The following is a 16139-nucleotide window of genomic DNA, read 5'->3' as shown; positions in this document are numbered from 1 at the left end:
GAGAAAATACGCCCCAAATCGGGAACTGACTGGCTAGATCCGGCTTTTTTGCGTCCCAGTCAGCCTGCGAGGAGAAATTTAAGTGCGCGAAACCCAGGGGCTTCCTTGACAGGTTCAGGGACCTATCGCCTATACCTGTACACGCAACAAACCTGCCGAAGGGGCGCTCTAACATGGATGTAAGCGTTTTCGGTACCGGCTACGTGGGATTAGTCCAAGCCGTTACCATGGCCGATGTCGGCCACCGTGTCGTATGTGTCGATATCGACGCGAACAAAATCAAACAGCTGCAACGCGCTGTTCCCACCATTCACGAACCCGGCTTGTCCACTCTGCTCGAGGACAACCTGAAGGCTGCTCGCCTGTCCTTTACCACTCAGGCCAGCGACGCGGTCGCCCATGGTTCGCTGATCTTCATCGCTGTCGGCACGCCTCCAGACGAGGACGGCTCAGCGGATTTGCATCATGTCCTCGACGTAACACGCACCATCGTCGGGCTGATGAACGAAGACCGCACATTGGTGATCAAGTCCACCGTGCCGGTGGGCACCGCACGGCAAGTTGAACAAACTGCACGCGAAGAGCTCTCCCGCCTGGGCAAGGCGCACCTTTGCGTGCGCGTCGTTTCCAACCCCGAATTTCTCAAGGAGGGCAGCGCAGTCAGTGACTGCATGCGTCCCGACCGGATCATCGTCGGCACCGAGGACGAGCTTGCGCGAAGCCAACTGGCTGAGCTGTACGCCCCGTTCTGCCGTAATCACGACAAGCTCATGCTGATGGACAACCGCAGCGCCGAGCTCACCAAATACGCTGCCAATGCGATGCTGGCGACCCGCATCAGCTTCATGAACGAGCTGGCCAATCTGGCCGAGATACTCGAGGCCGACATCGAAGCGGTGCGCAAGGGAATAGGCTCCGATCCGCGCATCGGCTATCACTTCATCTACCCCGGCTGCGGCTTTGGTGGTTCCTGCTTCCCCAAGGATATACGCGCCTTGCTGCACACCGCCGAGCACAACGGTCTACCGCTGCGCCTGCTGCAGACCGTCAGCGACATCAACGACGCTCAGCGCCATGTGCTGTTTCGTAAGCTGCAGCAGCACTTCCCAGATGGCCTGGCCGGCAAATCCATCGCCGTTTGGGGGCTGGCCTTCAAACCCAACACCGACGACATGCGCGAGGCGCCCAGCCGCTACCTGATGGAGGCCTTGTGGCGCGAAGGTGCCACCGTGCGCGCCTATGACCCGGAAGCCATGTCTGAATGCCGCCGTCTCTATGGTTACCGCGAGGACCTGGTGCTCTGTCCGACGCGCGATGACACCCTGCTCGATGCCGATGCCCTGGTGATCTGCACCGAGTGGAAAACCTTCCGTGTGGTCGACTTCGACTGGCTGGCCAGCAAGCTGCGCGCTGGCCTGGTCATTGATGGACGCAATCTGTACAACCCGCAACAGCTCGCCAATGCCGGACTGCTCTACCAGGGCATCGGTCTGCCGCAGATTGCGCCGCAAGCGAGCCAATCATGAAAATCCTACTGACAGGCGCCGCCGGTTTCATCGGTGCGCATTGTGCCTTGCGCTTACTGCGCGAGGGACACCGGGTAATCGGCGTAGACAATTTCAATGACTACTACGATCCGACTCTGAAAGAGGCGCGGCTTGACTGGGTACGCCAGGAGGCAGGCGACTTTCCGCTGCTGCGCCTTGACCTGGCTGATGCTGAGGCCGTGACGTCGGTCTTTGAAGACAGTCGGCCCGACGTCGTCATTCACCTTGCAGCGCAAGCCGGTGTGCGCTATTCGCTGAGCAACCCGCGCGCCTATGCCAGCAGCAACATCGACGCCTTCTTGAATATTCTCGAAGGTTGCAGGGCTTACCCGGTGCAACACCTGCTGTACGCCTCGTCCAGCTCGGTGTACGGCGCCAACCAACGCACCCCGTACTCGTTGCGCGATAACGTCGACCACCCACTGTCGCTTTATGCCGCAACCAAAAAAGCCAATGAACTGATGGCTCATACCTATAGCCATTTGTTTGGTATTCCCTGCACGGGGCTGCGCTTTTTCACGGTATACGGCCCTTGGGGCCGTCCGGATATGTCGCCCATTCAATTTGCCCAGGCCATCGTCACGGGAGAGCCGCTGCAGCTGTTCAATCATGGTCAGCATCAGCGCGACTTCACCTACATCGATGACATCGTCGAAAGCCTGGCCCGCCTGCTGGACAAAGCTCCACTGCCCAACCCGGACTGGGATCGCGAACACCCTGATCCGGCTACCAGCATGGCGCCTTGGCGTCTGTACAACATCGGCGGGCAATCCCCGGTGGAGCTGCGTGACTATCTCGCCGTGCTGGAAAAGCACCTCGGCCAACGGGCGCGAATCGAGTTGTTGCCTCTGCAGGCCGGCGATGTATTGGCTACCTGCGCGGACGTCAGCGACTTGCAACGAGACATCGGTTTCCACCCCCGAATTAGCCTGGACGAAGGCATTGCCCGCTTCGTTGCCTGGTTCCGCGATTACTACCACAGGGATCCATCAGCGGCGCAACAGGAAGTATTGCCCATGCAGATGACCTTCCCCCTACCCAGCTAAGGAGATTGATCGGCATGACCGCTTCTCATAGCAACTCGTTCCAACAGGGAATGACACGGGAGAAACGCCTGGACCCGCTGCTGCGGGGCCAGATAGGTGAGCATTTGTGGGTGCAAAATCGAGGTTGGATAACCAAGCGGCCTGGCGGACGGCCCTGGAATCTGTCGCGCAGCAAACGTTGCCTGGATGCCATCGGTGCCCTTTGCTTACTGGTCATCCTTTCGCCGTTATTGCTGGGTATCGCGCTGCTGATCAAGCTCGCCAGTCCCGGGCCTGTGCTGTTCGTCCAACAGCGCACCGGCTATCGCGGCCGCCGTTTTGGCATGTACAAATTCCGCAGTATGGTGACCAACGCCGAAGCGCTCAAGGAATCGCTACGCCACCTGAACAAGCACGGCGCCGACGCGGTGGATTTCAAAATCGACAACGACCCTCGGGTCACGCCTATAGGTCGCTGGCTGCGGCAAACCAGCCTGGATGAGTTGCCCAACCTGATCAATGTCGTGCTCGGTGACATGCGTCTGGTCGGCCCTCGTCCCACCTCCTTCAATGCCGCGCGCTACCGCCCCCATCACCTGGGGCGCCTAAGCACCTATCCCGGAATGACCGGCCTCTGGCAGATCTCCGGACGCAGCGATGTCGACTTCGACGATCGCGTCACGCTGGACATGCAGTACATCAAGCAACAGGGGCCGCTGCTGGATCTGATGATCCTCATCAAAACCCCCGTCAAAGTGCTCTCCGGCCACGGGGCCAGCTAATCCTGGCAATGACCTCTTTCTATTTGGAGTAGCCGTAATGAACATGTTCCGCGTCAACCAGATCGGGCTTCTCCTGGAGCGCGACAAACAGATTCTTGAGGCCAGTGAGAGCAATCTCACCACCACGGTTCTCAACCCGGAATGCCGCACCCTGCTGATTACCGGTCCCAGCAGTGGATGCGGCACCAGCACCAGTGCCCTGTCACTGGCCCGGCAACTGACCCTATCGAGCGCAGGCAAGGTCTTACTCGTGGATGCCAGCCCCTCCCCGCAGGGTTTGACCGCTTCATACAAGATGGGTGGCGCTCCGGGATTGCTCGACCTGCTGGTCAGCTCAACCCCCCACGAACAGCTGTCCGAATGTGTACAACAGCACCCCGACCTGCCCTTTGATCTGCTGCCGCTGGGCCTTCCGAGCAGCCAGAGCAAATACTTGCTTCATGAGCAGATCCAGCGGCTCTTCGAAGCCCTCGGCCATCATTACCGCTTCATCGTGATTGATGGCGAGGCCGTCTATTCGAGCAGCTATAGCCTCAGCTTGGCGGCCATGGTTGACGGCGTGATCTTGGTGGTGCGCGGCGAACAGACCCGCTGGGAAGTTGCCCAGGCCGCGGTGCAACGTTTGCGCCAGGCCAACGCCAACTTGCTCGGCAGCATATTCAACGCGCGCCGTTACTACACGCCAAAATGGCTCTACCGCTACCTCTAATGGAACGACCAAGGATGATTGCCATGAGAAGCCTGACCCTTCTGTTGCTGGCGGTTCTGGCGGGTTGCAGCAGCAACTCTGAACGCTCCATACCTGCCCGCATTCTGACCGCGCCGGACGCTCTGGCCGGACGCACCGAAATCCTGCCGGTCCAGCAAGTGCTGCGGCCCATGGATGTGCTGGAAGTGATCTATCACATCGATCTTGACTCGGACGCCGCCTACCGAATCCAGAACGGCGACCAACTGGAGCTCAACTTCGTCACCGCGCGCGGCCTGAACAGTTCCAAGACGGTCATGCCCGACGGGACCGTAAACCTGGAATATGCCGGCACGGTGAAAGTAGCCGGCCTGACGGTCAAGGAAGCCGAACAGAAAATCACCGAGTTGTATTCGCAGACCCTGCGCAACCCGATCATTTCCGCTTCGGTACCCCGCGCCCAAAGCAATCTGCAAAGCCTGCGCGATACCTTGTTCAGCCCGGGCGGCGGCATGAGCAGGGACATCACTATTGGCCCCGATGGCCGCGCCACCTTCCCGATGCTCGGCAACATGCCGCTCACGGGCGTCACCCTGCAAGAACTGGAAAAGGCCCTCAACCAGCGTTATGCCAGGGAAGTGGGGCCTCTACGAGTCGATGTGCTGCTCAAGAGCAGCATGCCAAACGAAGTGTTCATCCTCGGTGAAGTGGGCCAGCCGGGCGCTTATCCAGTGCGCCGGCCAATTTCGGTCCTTGAGGCACTCACTCTGGCGCGCGGCCACACCCCGCGTTCGGACTTGCGTGAGGTCATGATCGTCAACCGTCAGGGCGATCAAGTTGTCGCCCGCACCTACAACATCAAGGCCGTACTTGACGATGACGCCAGTAGCCTCGCCTACCTGCAACCGGATGACCTTCTTTTTATCCCCAAGACCGGGCTAGCCAAGGCCGGCGACACCATGAAGCAACTGGCTGATGTAATTCTCTTCGGCGGCTTCAACTTCGGCTTCAGCTATCAAGTCGACAGCAAGGACAGCAATTGACCATGAACCAGAGCGAAAATTACCTGCATGAGTTTTTCCGAATTTTTTTCGCCAATCGACAGCTGATCAAGCGAGTCTTCTTGCTGTTTGCCGTACTTACATTGCTGATCCCCGTGTTCGCCAAGCAGACCTTTGAGATCACTGCAGAAGTTCTCGTGCAATCCAAAAAGTTGCCCCAGGTGGATGCCAGTGGTGGGGCATTGGCTCCGCTGAACGACGTCTTCGTGCCGTTGACACTGATCGACATGGAGACCGAAAGCAACATCCTGCGCTCGCCCGCGCTCATTCGGCGCACCGTTGAGCAACTGTATGCGGAAGGCTTTTGGCAGGCCGAAGAAACCTTTCTGCAACGCATGATCACCACGCCACTGCGGATCCATGTCATCGACCCACTGCGTGAACATGTGATCTATCCGGCCCGCGAACTGCTCGGTCTGGAAGTCAAGCCGGTGCGCGACACGACGCTCGATGCCCTGACCCTGCAGATTCTTGAAGACCTGGAGATCCAGACGATTCCCGGCTCGAACGTCATCTCGGTGGTGTACACGGCCAAGGACCCGGCCCAGGGCACCTTGCTGACCAACCGGCTGCTCGATACCTACCTGGTGCATCGCCACGACTTGCAGTCCAACGATCTGCCCGAGGGCTTTTACGAACAGAAGAAAGCTCAATATCAGGAACGCCTGAACACCCTGGAACAACAACGCCTATCGCTGCTGGGAGGGGCCAAAGCGGCCAATCCCGATGAGGAAATCACGTTTCACTTGAACGCCATCAATCAGGAAGAACAGGCGCTCAACCAGTACCGGGACCGTGAACTTGAAGGCAGGCGCTGGTTGGAATACCTGCATAACAGCCTGGAGGTGGCACGTAATGCCAAACTCAACGACTACAGCTTCCCCTATACCTTTTCCAGCACGTTGGAAAACACCACATACGATGACCGCGAGATTCGTCAATTGGGTGATCGACTGATCGAACAGGTCAGCCAGTACGGTCTGGAAAGCGATATTTTCCAAGCCGACAGCGCCCCAATGCAGACGCTGCGGGCGCAAATTCAGCGTACCCGGCAGCAGTTTTTGCGCGTAGTGGGCAATCGCATCAGCGAGCGGGAAAAATCTCAGGAAATCATTGCCGGCGTGATCGCACAGAAGTCCGCGCGCATCGACGAATACAAAGAGCGCATTCGCCAACTCCAGGGCATCCAATCAACGCTGCGCCAGCTCAATACCGAAACTGAAGCCCTGCACCAGGCATTTTTTGCCTATACCCAGCGCTTCGAGGAAAGCCGCTCCAGCGACCTGCTCGGCGCCCTGTCCAACGCACGCATCCTCAGCCGCCCTATCGAACCCACAACGGCCAGTTTCCCCGTGCCCAGCAAGGTAATTCCTCTGGGTCTGCTCACGGGCCTGCTGCTGGCCATAGCATTGGGTTATATCCGGGAATTTTTCGATCATCGCTTCAAGCATCCGGCCCAGATCTCCCAACAGCTTGGTCTGCCGGTACTCATGACCATCGACGCGGATAATCCCGACCTCGCCAACCCGCACAAGACAGGAAGTCTGCCATGGATTCGGCACTGGGCTACCAACTGACGGGAACCCAGGAAACGCCGCTGCAAATTCTTCATCTACTCAGCAGCGGCGGCTTCTACGGATTGGAAAGAATGCTGCTTGATCATTGCCAACACACGCCCGGCCACCATCAGGTGCTCCTGCTGGATGGCCCGCAGAGTCTTGCCGACCGATTCCTTGACGCCGGCGTGCAACTGCACCGCAGCCCGGACCGACGCAGCCTGTGGCGGCGTCTTCAGTCTGCTGAAGGTCCGCTGCTGATCAATGGGCATGGTTTCAAGGGACTCGTCTTGGGCTGGCTGGCGGCCTTGCGCTTTGGCGTGCCGATGATCACCACACAGCATGGTTTCACGCCAAGCAACCGCAAGCAGCGCCTGTATACCTGGCTCAGTCTGCAACTCTGCCGCACACCCCAGGTGCGCGCCGTAGCGTGTGTCGCCGAAAGCATTGCCCGCCTGCATCAACAGGCCGGCGTGGCCCGGCACAAGTTGCATGTGCTCCCCAATGGACTGCCGCCAGCGCAGGTGCCCACCCTTGTGCGCCCCGCCTCAGCCCCGGCGGCGCCAGTGATCGGTTTTGTCGGCCGCCTCAGCCATGAAAAAGGCCCGGATCGGTTTGTGGAGCTGGCCATTCAATTGTGTCGCCGGCATCCCGAACTCTCAGCAGTGATGCTCGGTGAAGGGCCTATGCGAACCGAGCTGGCCGCTCGCATCGAGGCCTGCGGCCTGCAGGAAAAAATTCTCCTGGCTGGTTACCAGGCGCAAATGGATGGCTGGTTGCGCAGTCTCGATGTCCTGGTGCTGAGCTCGCGCACGGAAGGCACCCCCATGGTGCTGCTCGAAGCCATGCAGGTCGGCACGCCGATTGCCAGCTTCGCCGTGGGCGGCATTCCCGATGTGCTTTGTCATGAAGACTCCGCCTTGCTCAGCCCTGCTGACGATCTCTCCTGCCTGACCCTTCAAGTCGAACGGCTGCTGTTGGATCCAGCCCTGCGCCAACGGCTCATTATGCGGGCGCAGCAGGTACAGCTCGGGCGCTATCACTTGCCATCCCAGGCCGAACACTGGCGTCAGCTTTATTGCCGTGTGGCAGGAGATTAACCATGCCGCTGATCATTCCCTTGTCCCTTCTGCTGGGGCTCGCCGGGCTATTGCTCCTGGCCAGTCCGCTTCCTTACCTTGCGCCGTTGATCGCACCCGCCATCATTGCTCTAGGGGTGCTTTACCGATATCCCGCCTGGGGGATCCTGGGCATCCTCGCCATGGTGCCGGTTGAGGGCTTGTTCCCCGCCGGCAGCGCCATCACCGGCGCCAAGCTGCTGGGCTATGCGCTGATTGGTGTGGTCGCCCTGCAATTACTGTTGCGCCAACTTCCGGAATACCGTTTGCGCAGCAACCTGTGGAAATTTTTGCTGCCTTTTCTGCTGTGCTACCTGCTGAGCATGATGTTCAGTCGCCACGTTCCGCTGTCATTTCACGATCTGCGCCAGTTGGCTGTCGGCCTGTCCCTGTTCGGTCTGACCCTGTTGCTGTACCGCGAGCTCAGCCTGCTCTGGTTAGCTCGGCTGCTGGTTCTGGCCGTGGCCTTCAGTGGCGTGATCGCCCTCGACAATATCGATGCCACCACCGGCCGCTCCATGGGCTTGCTCGCGGATCCCAACTATTTCGCCATGCTGTTGACCGCTGTGATCCCCCTGGCGTTTTGGCTGGCCTTGCAATCTCGCGGCTGGTTGCTGCGTCTGTTCTGGCTCGGCATGCTGGGCTTTCTAATGTTCGGCGTGATCAAGACAGGTTCGCGCTCCGGTTCCGTGATTGTGATGGTGTGCATTGCCGGCACGCTCTGGCACTTTCGTGACTATCGCAAACATTTGCAGCCGCGGCATTTCGGTTTCGTGCTACTCAGCCTGATCATCGGCCTGCCCGTGCTCTTCGCCGCCCTTCCGGATGAATACGTGGCTCGGGTGCAGTCATTGGTGATTCTCAAGGAAGGGGCCCGCAATTTTGAAGACCCTTCCCTGGGACGACGCTCCTCCTATGTGGTGGTCGGCACTGACATCATTAAAAATTCCCCGCTGTTCGGCTCAGGCCCCGGCACTTTCCCCCTTGAATACGCACAACGTCCGTATTCGGTGGCCTATTCGCTGAGCGCCAACGACCCCAATCTATTTCGCGTGGCGCACAACACCTATCTGGGCATGCTCAGTGAAACAGGCCTGCCTGGGGGCCTGCTCTTTATAGGGCTGGTGGTCTTGGGCCTGAAAAATTATCTGGCCAGCCGCGCCATTTGGCTTAACCGCGGCAATGAACGACAAGCCCAACTGGCGGCTTTTTTCGGCCTGTCCTATGCAGCCGTCGCTCTGTTTCTGCTGTTCCTGAGCATCCCCAACAGCAAACTGCTGTGGATCATGCTGGCCATATCCAGCGGCATGCGCCTGCAGGCCGAAGAGCAACCAGCTCTGGAGACACGCCCATGACGCGTATCAGCGTGATCATTCCCATGTACAACGAGGCACGCCACATCGGCCGCACCCTGGAATCGGTGCGACGCGCAGCGCTTCGCGCAGGCTGTGACTGGGAAATCATCGTGCCGGACAATGGCTCCGACGACGCCGGCCCGCAGATCGCCCGCGAACACGGCGCTCAGGTGCTGCACTGTCCCGGCATCAGCATCGGAGCCCTGCGTAACCGGGGTGCCGCTCAAGCGCGGGGTGAATGGCTGGCCTTTCTCGATGCCGACATGCAGGTGCCCGAAGACTGGTTGGAAACCTGGCGCCAGGTACACGAGCAAAACCGCGCCGAAGTCCTCGGCCTGGCCCACCTGCCCCCGCCCCAGGCGCCCTGGTATGCGCGCGCCTGGCTGCAGCGTGTCGGGAACACGCGCGACCAGACCGGTCTGCGTGACTGGCTGCCCACCGCCAACCTGTGCATGTCACGCAGCTGGTTTGAGCGCGTCGGCGGGTTTGATGAGAGTCTGCGTACCGGCGAGGACAAGGATCTCAGCCTGCGCCTGGGCCATGCCGGAGCACGCCTGCTCAGGCTGTCGCGCCCCACTGTCTGGAACTGGGGCTTCGAGGACAGCTGGGGAGAATGGCTGGGCAAAGAGCTGTGGCGCCAGTGCAGTCATATCCAATTGCTGCGCAAGAACGGCCTGAGTCTGCGGTTGCTGCGCTTCCCCTTGCTGGCCTGCGGGATCTGGTTAGCCGACCTGCTGGCCCTGCTCGCGCTGGCTCAGCATCAGTGGCCTGTCGCCCTCGCCCTGTTCGCCCTGGGTCTGGCGCCAGCCCTGGGCCTGGCCCTGCGCGAAACCTATCGTCGCTTTACGCCGCGCCTGACCGTTCAGCTGTGGTTGCTGCACTGGCTACGCCTGCATGTGACCGGTGCCGGCCTGCTGTTTGGACTGTTCAATTTCACCCCACGGAGGCCCGCTCGTGGCTGAGTTCGTTTTTTGGCTGTGCCTGTTGCTGCCCGTCTATGCCTACCTGGGCTATCCCTTGCTGATTGGTCTGATCGCCCAGTTCAAGCCAGCTCCTTTGCGACCGGCAGAACAGACACCGAGCGTCACCATCATCATCGCCGCGCATAACGAGGCCGAACACATCGGCGCAAAACTGCAGACGTTGTTGCAGCAGGATTACCCCTCCGAACAGTTGCACATCATCGTAGCCAGCGACGGCTCCTCCGATGCGACCGTGGCCGAGGCACAGGCCATCGCCGATCCACGCATCGAGATTCTCGACCTGCCCCGCCAGGGCAAGGCTCACGCCCTGAATGCCGCCGCAGCGGTCGCCCGTGGCGACATCCTGGTGTTCACCGACGCCGATAACCGCTGGGCCAAGGATTGTTTGCGTGAATTGTTGCGAGCCTTCACCGACCCACAGGTCGGTGCGGCCGGCGGGCACATCGACATTCCCCACAGTGGCGCGCACCTTGGGCTCGGCGATCAGTTGTATCGTCGTTACGAATCCTGGCTGCGCCGGGCGGAAAGTCGTGCCGGCTGCCTGGTTTCGGTAGATGGAGCCCTGCTGGCGCTGCGCCGCGAGCTGTTTCAAACGATTCCGGCAGACGTCACCGATGACTTTTACATCAGTACCAGTGCCGCCGTGGCGGGCCAGCGCATTGTCTTCGTCGACACCGCCCAGGTTTTCGACCAAGGGGTAGACGATGCCGACAAGCAATTCCGCCGTCGGCTGCGGGTCACGGTGGGTGGCTTACAAAGCCTCGCTCAGCGTCGTGAGCTTCTTAATCCCCTACGGTACGGCAGCTACGCACTGGCCTTGATCAGCCACAAACTGATACGCCGTCTGGCCCCGTTGCTGTTGATTCCGCTGCTAATCAGCAATTTCTGGTTGTGGCCGGACAGCGCCTTTTACCGCTTCACTTTGCTCGCCCAGCTGGCTGCCTACCTGCTCGCCTTGGCCGGCTTGTTCGACCGCCAACGCCGCTTGCCCAAACCGTTTCGCCTCGCAGCCTTCCTGCTGGTCACCCTGGCCGGAATGAGTCTTGGGCTTTGGCAATTTTTGCGCGGGCAGCGTTACAGCCTGTGGAACCCCCAACAGAATCGCTAAGGGCTGGACATGAAACTGAAACAGGCCTTAAAGGCAGGTGCCGGCTGGCTTTACCTGCACACCCCCGTACCGCACCGCCTGCATGCCGAGGGCGTTATCCTCATGCTGCACCGGGTCATCGCCGATGACCGGGCCGCTGCCCTGCCACACCGCAACGAGCTGTGCCTGGGCAGTGCCGCGTTTGAACGACTGTTGCGCTGGCTGCGCCGCAATTTCGACTGCGTGCCGCTGATGGAACTGCTGGATCCCCATGCCGCTCCCGGCGACCGCTTGCGCGTGGCACTAACCTTTGATGATGGCTGGCGCGACAACGCCACCCAGGCCTTCCCGCTGCTGCAGCGTTACCAAATGCCGGCCAGCATTTTCCTCTCCACCGATTTCATTGGCAGCCAGCGTTCATTTTGGTGGGAAAGCATCGGTGAAACGTTGTGGGGCACATTTGGCCCCACCGCCCGCGACGCTCTATGCGCACAGCTCCTGGAAGCCGGAGCCGAAGTCCCGGCGGCTATCTTCGGCAAACACGACCCCTACCGTCGCAGTCTTGTCCTGGCGCAGTATCTGCAGCGCCTCAAACAGCTGCCGGCCGGGCTATTGCAGGCCTTGGCAGATCAGTGCCCCGACAGCGCCGAGCCCCAAGCCCTCGATTGGCAACAGGTACGCCAGTTGGAGGATTCCGGCCTGGTGCGCTTCGGCCCCCACGGCGCCAGCCATGCGATTCTGACTGGGCTCGACCACGCGCAGCTGGAGCGTGAGCTGCACGACAGCAGCCGCTTGCTGCGACAGCGCTGCCGACGGCCCCTGCCGGTGTACTGCTACCCCAACGGCGACCATGACGAGCAGGTGCGCCGGCAACTGGCCCAGCACCATTATTACCGCCACGCCCTGAGCACCCGGCCAGGCCTGTTCCGCGGCCGTGGCGACAACCTGGCCTTGCCGCGCATCGGCGTCAGTCAGCATACGGCCCAGCGTCCGGAGCTGCTGGCCTGGCGGATGCTGTCGAGTGGCAGCCAATGAGCCGTTCAAGTTTTATGCGCCATATGCTGCAAAGCGTGGGCACCAGCCTGGCGATGCTGGTGCTGCGCCTGTTGCGCAACATATTGCTGGCTCGCATTCTCGGCCCTGCCGACCGTGGACTGTTCGCGCTGCTCAGCGCCATGCCGGAAATGATCAGCGCGGCCACCAGCGGCGGCCTGAACACTGCGCTGAGTTATCAGTCGGCCCAGCAGCGGCCCATGGGAGCCCTACTGTCCCAAGTGCTGATCTACGGCTGCCTCTTCTCGGCCGTGGCCACCTGCCTGGGCGTTTTTTTGCTGCAGCAGTTCGGCCAGAGCCTGGAAATTACTCAGGAACTCGGCTCGCTCGCCTGGCTATTGCTATTGGTGGTGCCGCTGTTCGTCATGAAGAGCGCCCTGCTCAATCTGCACAATGCCGACGGCAAGGTCGGCGCGTTCAACAGCCTGCGCCTGATTGAGTCGCTGGTGCCGCTGTTGCTGTTTCTAAGTTTATTTTTGATGTGGCAACGCTTCGCCTTGGAAGCGGCGTTGATCAGCTGGATCGGCGGCTTGCTGCTGGTGGCCGTCGTCGGCCTGTGCCTGCTGGGCCGTTATCACAGCATCCGCCTGCGCTGGGACCGGGACAGCCGCAGCGAGATGCTGCGTTTTGGTGGCAAAAGCCATCCAGACATCCTGTTTCAGCAGATTCTCATGCGCTCGGATTACCTGTTGATCGGTTTGCTGCTCGACAGTGAAGCGCTGGGTTATTACGCCATGGCCAGTGCCGCTGCCGAATTGCTGATCATCGTCCCCGAGGCGGTGACCACTCCACTGATGAAGCGTTTGCTACAACAGGGTGAAGGCATTGATGAACTGACCCCACTGGCCCTGCGCCTGACCGGAACCGCCATGCTCGCCGCCTGCCTGAGCATGGCGGTGGTCGGCGAGTGGCTGATCGTGCTGCTGTTCGGCAGTGCCTACCAGCCCGCTTATCCGGCCCTGGTGGCCTTGCTGCCGGGCATCTTCAGCCTGTGTTACGCCAGCATCCTCCATCTTGACCTGCTGGGCAAACGACGTCCCGGGGCCCTTTCAGTGATGGCCGGCGTGGCCGCGGCAATCAACCTGAGCCTGACGTTCTTCCTGATTCCCCACTGGGGCATCGTCGGCGCGGCCTATGCCTCATCGCTGGCCTACAGCCTGCTGGCGCTGGGCATGTTGTGCTTGTATTGCCGCCTCAGCGGCGTGGCGTTCGCCAACACCCTATTGATCCTGCCCAGCGATCTGCGTTTTCTGTTCAATCACCTGCGACGGAGACCGGTATGCGAAGCCGATGGGCTCTAGCCTGGCTACTGATTGCCAGCCTGCCACCTCTCGCCCACGGCCTGGAATGGTCGGGCATTCGAGACGGTGCGCTGCACCTGAAACCTGCTGTGGACGAGCCTCTGCTGATCGCCTGGGAACCGGCCTGGCAGGCAGATGCCAACGAGGAACGGCTGTATTTGCAGGACAGCAGCGGCCAGTTGTTACAACGCTTCGAGATTCCCGCCCGCGAGCAGCGCGGCACGCGACAATGGCCGTTACGCGCCGCAAGCAGCGGCTATCGTCTGGAAATCCCCGGCTACAGCTTCCGGCTTTACCAGGTCCGGCATGGCGATAAAACCGCCTCGCTGTTCGAACCGGTAAAAACGCATTTCAGCATCGAGGCCAGCCGGGATCAGACACTGTATTTTCGCGTCCCGGCCGGGGTTAACGCGCAGCTGGGAGGCAAACACCATGGCGGTGTCCATGCCCTGACCGCCGAGCGGCTGAGCGACAGGCACCAGGTGCACTTGAAATTGCAGCGCCATACCCTGTATCCGCGCAGCGACCTGGTCAGCCTGCCGGTATCGGCTGAGGAACAGATCTGGCGCTTGCACCTGCAGGGCAAAGGCAAGGCCGCCTTCTGGCTGGACGGCACCGACAATCTCTTTGCCCAGCGCCCGGAGCATCTGTACCAGCCCATCCAGAAACCGGGCCGGGTCGGCCTGTCACTGCACGACAAGGTGCTCGGCCCTACGGCAAAACTCGGCGTGGCGCTGCCTTACAGCCTGCCGGAGGACGCCACCTTGCTGGGCACGCTTAGCCCTCAAGCAGGCGGCCATTACAGTTTCGTCAATGTCATGGCCCGCAACCCGCAACATGAACAACGCTTTCGCCCACTGTTTCGGCACAAATACGGCATTGCCCACGACATCACCTTATTGGCGAAAACAGGGCGGGTGGCTGATCTGGACTTTGATGCCACCAGTCGCGCAGGCCTGCAGGCCTGGCTGGACAGCACGTCGAGCCTGGGCGCCGGCGGCATTCATTATTTGTCCATGGCCGACGAACCCAATCTCAACTACTCCAGTTATCCCCGTTTTGCCGACTACTTCCGCGCCATGGCCGAACGGGTACGCGCTCACCCTGGCGCCCACGCTGCCGGTATCCGCATCGCCATTCCGGCCTCCTCGCGGTTGGTCAATGGCCCGACTATGACCGATGCCCGAAACCGGCGAGGGATTGACTGGGCAAAACGCCTGTTGGACGAGCATGAGCCCCTGATCGACGCGCTGGCCTGGCATGAATGGATGATTCGTGACCTGCGGGCTACCGACTGGTATCGCTACAGCGTGCGCCAGGCTGCCGACCTGGTGGGTCTCGACAAACAGGGCCGGCCGCGCAAGGCGCTGCTGATCGATCAGACCAACCTGTCCAGCGGTAACACCATCAGTCATTACGAGCAGGACACGCAATTCGCTGCGCTGTGGTGGGCATCCGTCGCCATACAGTCTTCTGCGGATGGGTTGCTGGACATGCTCAACTGGTTCCTGTTGGCCGATGACGACGGTCATTTCAAGGGCATGCTGCGCCTTGATTCTGCCGGTAATTACAGCCTCAGGCCGGTGGGGCACGCGATGAATTTCATGCAGCGCTACTGGGGCGAGGATGTCCTGCTGCTAGACAACGATGCGTTTGAAGTCGATGCATTGGCCAGCCGCTCCGGCAAGCATCACAACCTGCTGGGCGTCAACAAGGTCGATCGCCTGCAGCAGATACGCTTTACAGCCGCCAATACGACCTGCTCCGGGCTCGACCCTCCCCAGCTGGATTTATTCAGCGCTACGCCCATTTTGCCTGGGGCGGTGAACTGCGTGTCAGGCGCCTGGCAGTTCGAGGTTCCCGCAGAGTCGCTGTTCGCTCTCACTTGGGAGCAGCCATGAGCATTCGTCAGCTATACAGCAAACTTCAGCGCAAGGGATTGATGGGAAGTCTGCGCTTGTTCACCGAGCGTTACCTGTATGCCCATCATCAGCTCATCTGGTTTGCCCGTGAGCTGCATGGCAATCCGCTGTCCTTGCCCCGTCGACACGCCTGGGAGTATGTGGATACACGAAGCGAGCTGCTGCCGGCGTTTGCAAAGCATTTCCCCGGGCAGATCGGCGTGATGCGTGACCTGCTGGCCCAGCCCGACCTGCACGGCTATGTCGCGCTGAACCAGCAAGGCGAGGTGTGCGCCTACATGTGGATCAGCCCACGGGATTATTATGACGCTCATTACTTCCGTGGCTGGTTTCCAGTCGCTGCCGGGGATGCCTACCTGTTCGCCCTGGAAGTGGCGATGGCCCATCGTGGCAGCGCGGTGTTTCTCGGCGGCCAGAACCATCTATGGCAACTGTTGCAAAAGCGTGGCTATCGACGGGCGGTGGCAGTGGTCGACGCCCACAACCACCTTATGCTGCGCCTGATCCGGCGCCTCGGTTTTCAGCCGGATGGACGCATTGTGCACGCTTATACCTTGTTCGGCTGTATCCGCTACACGCGCCAGCCTGCTGTTCCAATCCTGCATAAACAGGCCGCTGGGAGCGAGCCAGGGTTGGCCCGCTCCAAGTGATATCGCGCGTC

The 16139-nt window shown here is 60.6% G+C and carries 14 protein-coding genes; all 14 read left to right on the top strand.

Features of this window, described 5'->3' with window-relative positions:
* Positions 1–173 precede the first annotated feature (173 nt).
* The 14 genes from ACTV8E_RS01725 to ACTV8E_RS01660 are packed head-to-tail and all read left to right on the top strand — an operon-like array spanning position 174 to position 16128.
* On the top strand, positions 174–1526 hold the full coding sequence (locus ACTV8E_RS01725; protein ID WP_251835707.1) for a UDP-glucose dehydrogenase family protein: 1353 nt from the start codon (positions 174–176) through the stop codon (positions 1524–1526).
* A complete protein-coding gene (locus ACTV8E_RS01720) occupies positions 1523–2593 on the top strand; it encodes an NAD-dependent epimerase (RefSeq protein ID WP_251835706.1) in 1071 nt (356 codons plus the stop codon). The genes ACTV8E_RS01725 and ACTV8E_RS01720 overlap by 4 nt, the downstream gene beginning before the upstream one ends.
* Before the next feature lie 14 nt (positions 2594–2607).
* Positions 2608–3354 carry a sugar transferase gene (locus tag ACTV8E_RS01715; RefSeq protein ID WP_251835705.1) on the top strand — a complete coding sequence of 249 codons (747 nt, stop codon included), beginning with the start codon at positions 2608–2610 and terminating at the stop codon, positions 3352–3354.
* 37 nt (positions 3355–3391) lie between these two features.
* Positions 3392–4063 carry a CpsD/CapB family tyrosine-protein kinase gene (locus tag ACTV8E_RS01710; RefSeq protein WP_433962678.1) on the top strand — a complete coding sequence of 224 codons (672 nt, stop codon included), beginning with the start codon at positions 3392–3394 and terminating at the stop codon, positions 4061–4063.
* A 23-nt stretch (positions 4064–4086) separates the two neighbouring features.
* Entirely contained in the window at positions 4087–5085 is a 999-nt protein-coding gene (locus ACTV8E_RS01705) for a polysaccharide biosynthesis/export family protein (protein ID WP_251835704.1), read from the top strand.
* A gap of 2 nt (positions 5086–5087) precedes the next feature.
* Positions 5088–6680: a GumC family protein gene (locus ACTV8E_RS01700; protein WP_251835703.1), complete on the top strand. Its 1593-nt coding sequence runs from the start codon at positions 5088–5090 to the stop codon at positions 6678–6680.
* Entirely contained in the window at positions 6653–7759 is a 1107-nt protein-coding gene (locus tag ACTV8E_RS01695; protein WP_251835702.1) for a glycosyltransferase family 4 protein, read from the top strand. Before ACTV8E_RS01700 ends, ACTV8E_RS01695 begins: the two co-directional genes overlap by 28 nt.
* Before the next feature lie 2 nt (positions 7760–7761).
* Positions 7762–9132: an O-antigen ligase family protein gene (locus ACTV8E_RS01690; protein WP_251835701.1), complete on the top strand. Its 1371-nt coding sequence runs from the start codon at positions 7762–7764 to the stop codon at positions 9130–9132.
* Positions 9129–10094: a glycosyltransferase gene (locus tag ACTV8E_RS01685; RefSeq protein WP_251835700.1), complete on the top strand. Its 966-nt coding sequence runs from the start codon at positions 9129–9131 to the stop codon at positions 10092–10094. Before ACTV8E_RS01690 ends, ACTV8E_RS01685 begins: the two co-directional genes overlap by 4 nt.
* Positions 10087–11223 (top strand): glycosyltransferase family 2 protein, encoded by a 1137-nt coding sequence (locus ACTV8E_RS01680; RefSeq protein ID WP_251835699.1) that lies wholly within the window; start codon positions 10087–10089, stop codon positions 11221–11223. Before ACTV8E_RS01685 ends, ACTV8E_RS01680 begins: the two co-directional genes overlap by 8 nt.
* Before the next feature lie 9 nt (positions 11224–11232).
* Positions 11233–12237 (top strand): polysaccharide deacetylase family protein, encoded by a 1005-nt coding sequence (locus ACTV8E_RS01675; RefSeq protein WP_251835698.1) that lies wholly within the window; start codon positions 11233–11235, stop codon positions 12235–12237.
* On the top strand, positions 12234–13556 hold the full coding sequence (locus ACTV8E_RS01670; RefSeq protein WP_251835697.1) for a lipopolysaccharide biosynthesis protein: 1323 nt from the start codon (positions 12234–12236) through the stop codon (positions 13554–13556). The genes ACTV8E_RS01675 and ACTV8E_RS01670 overlap by 4 nt, the downstream gene beginning before the upstream one ends.
* The gene (locus ACTV8E_RS01665) at positions 13535–15457 is read left to right on the top strand and encodes a hypothetical protein (RefSeq protein WP_251835696.1); all 1923 of its coding nucleotides are present in this window, start codon (positions 13535–13537) and stop codon (positions 15455–15457) included. The genes ACTV8E_RS01670 and ACTV8E_RS01665 overlap by 22 nt, the downstream gene beginning before the upstream one ends.
* A complete protein-coding gene (locus ACTV8E_RS01660) occupies positions 15454–16128 on the top strand; it encodes a GNAT family N-acetyltransferase (protein WP_251835695.1) in 675 nt (224 codons plus the stop codon). Before ACTV8E_RS01665 ends, ACTV8E_RS01660 begins: the two co-directional genes overlap by 4 nt.
* Positions 16129–16139 lie beyond the last annotated feature (11 nt).

The organism is Pseudomonas sp. B392_1p (genome assembly GCF_052245235.1).
Classification (GTDB): domain Bacteria; phylum Pseudomonadota; class Gammaproteobacteria; order Pseudomonadales; family Pseudomonadaceae; genus Serpens; species Serpens gallinarum.
This window is presented reverse-complemented; position numbering and strand designations above follow the sequence as displayed.

What these genes read in the sequence shown, in the direction of transcription:
- ACTV8E_RS01710 (WP_433962678.1), top strand. Translation starts at nt 3,392, where the DNA reads ATGAACATGTTCCGCGTCAACCAGATCGGGCTTCTCCTGGAGCGCGAC.
- ACTV8E_RS01720 (WP_251835706.1), top strand. Translation starts at nt 1,523, where the DNA reads ATGAAAATCCTACTGACAGGCGCCGCCGGTTTCATCGGTGCGCATTGT.
- ACTV8E_RS01685 (WP_251835700.1), top strand. Translation starts at nt 9,129, where the DNA reads ATGACGCGTATCAGCGTGATCATTCCCATGTACAACGAGGCACGCCAC.
- ACTV8E_RS01700 (WP_251835703.1), top strand. Translation starts at nt 5,088, where the DNA reads ATGAACCAGAGCGAAAATTACCTGCATGAGTTTTTCCGAATTTTTTTC.
- ACTV8E_RS01670 (WP_251835697.1), top strand. Translation starts at nt 12,234, where the DNA reads ATGAGCCGTTCAAGTTTTATGCGCCATATGCTGCAAAGCGTGGGCACC.
- ACTV8E_RS01660 (WP_251835695.1), top strand. Translation starts at nt 15,454, where the DNA reads ATGAGCATTCGTCAGCTATACAGCAAACTTCAGCGCAAGGGATTGATG.
- ACTV8E_RS01695 (WP_251835702.1), top strand. Translation starts at nt 6,653, where the DNA reads ATGGATTCGGCACTGGGCTACCAACTGACGGGAACCCAGGAAACGCCG.
- ACTV8E_RS01725 (WP_251835707.1), top strand. Translation starts at nt 174, where the DNA reads ATGGATGTAAGCGTTTTCGGTACCGGCTACGTGGGATTAGTCCAAGCC.
- ACTV8E_RS01690 (WP_251835701.1), top strand. Translation starts at nt 7,762, where the DNA reads ATGCCGCTGATCATTCCCTTGTCCCTTCTGCTGGGGCTCGCCGGGCTA.
- ACTV8E_RS01675 (WP_251835698.1), top strand. Translation starts at nt 11,233, where the DNA reads ATGAAACTGAAACAGGCCTTAAAGGCAGGTGCCGGCTGGCTTTACCTG.
- ACTV8E_RS01715 (WP_251835705.1), top strand. Translation starts at nt 2,608, where the DNA reads ATGACCGCTTCTCATAGCAACTCGTTCCAACAGGGAATGACACGGGAG.
- ACTV8E_RS01705 (WP_251835704.1), top strand. Translation starts at nt 4,087, where the DNA reads ATGAGAAGCCTGACCCTTCTGTTGCTGGCGGTTCTGGCGGGTTGCAGC.
- ACTV8E_RS01665 (WP_251835696.1), top strand. Translation starts at nt 13,535, where the DNA reads ATGCGAAGCCGATGGGCTCTAGCCTGGCTACTGATTGCCAGCCTGCCA.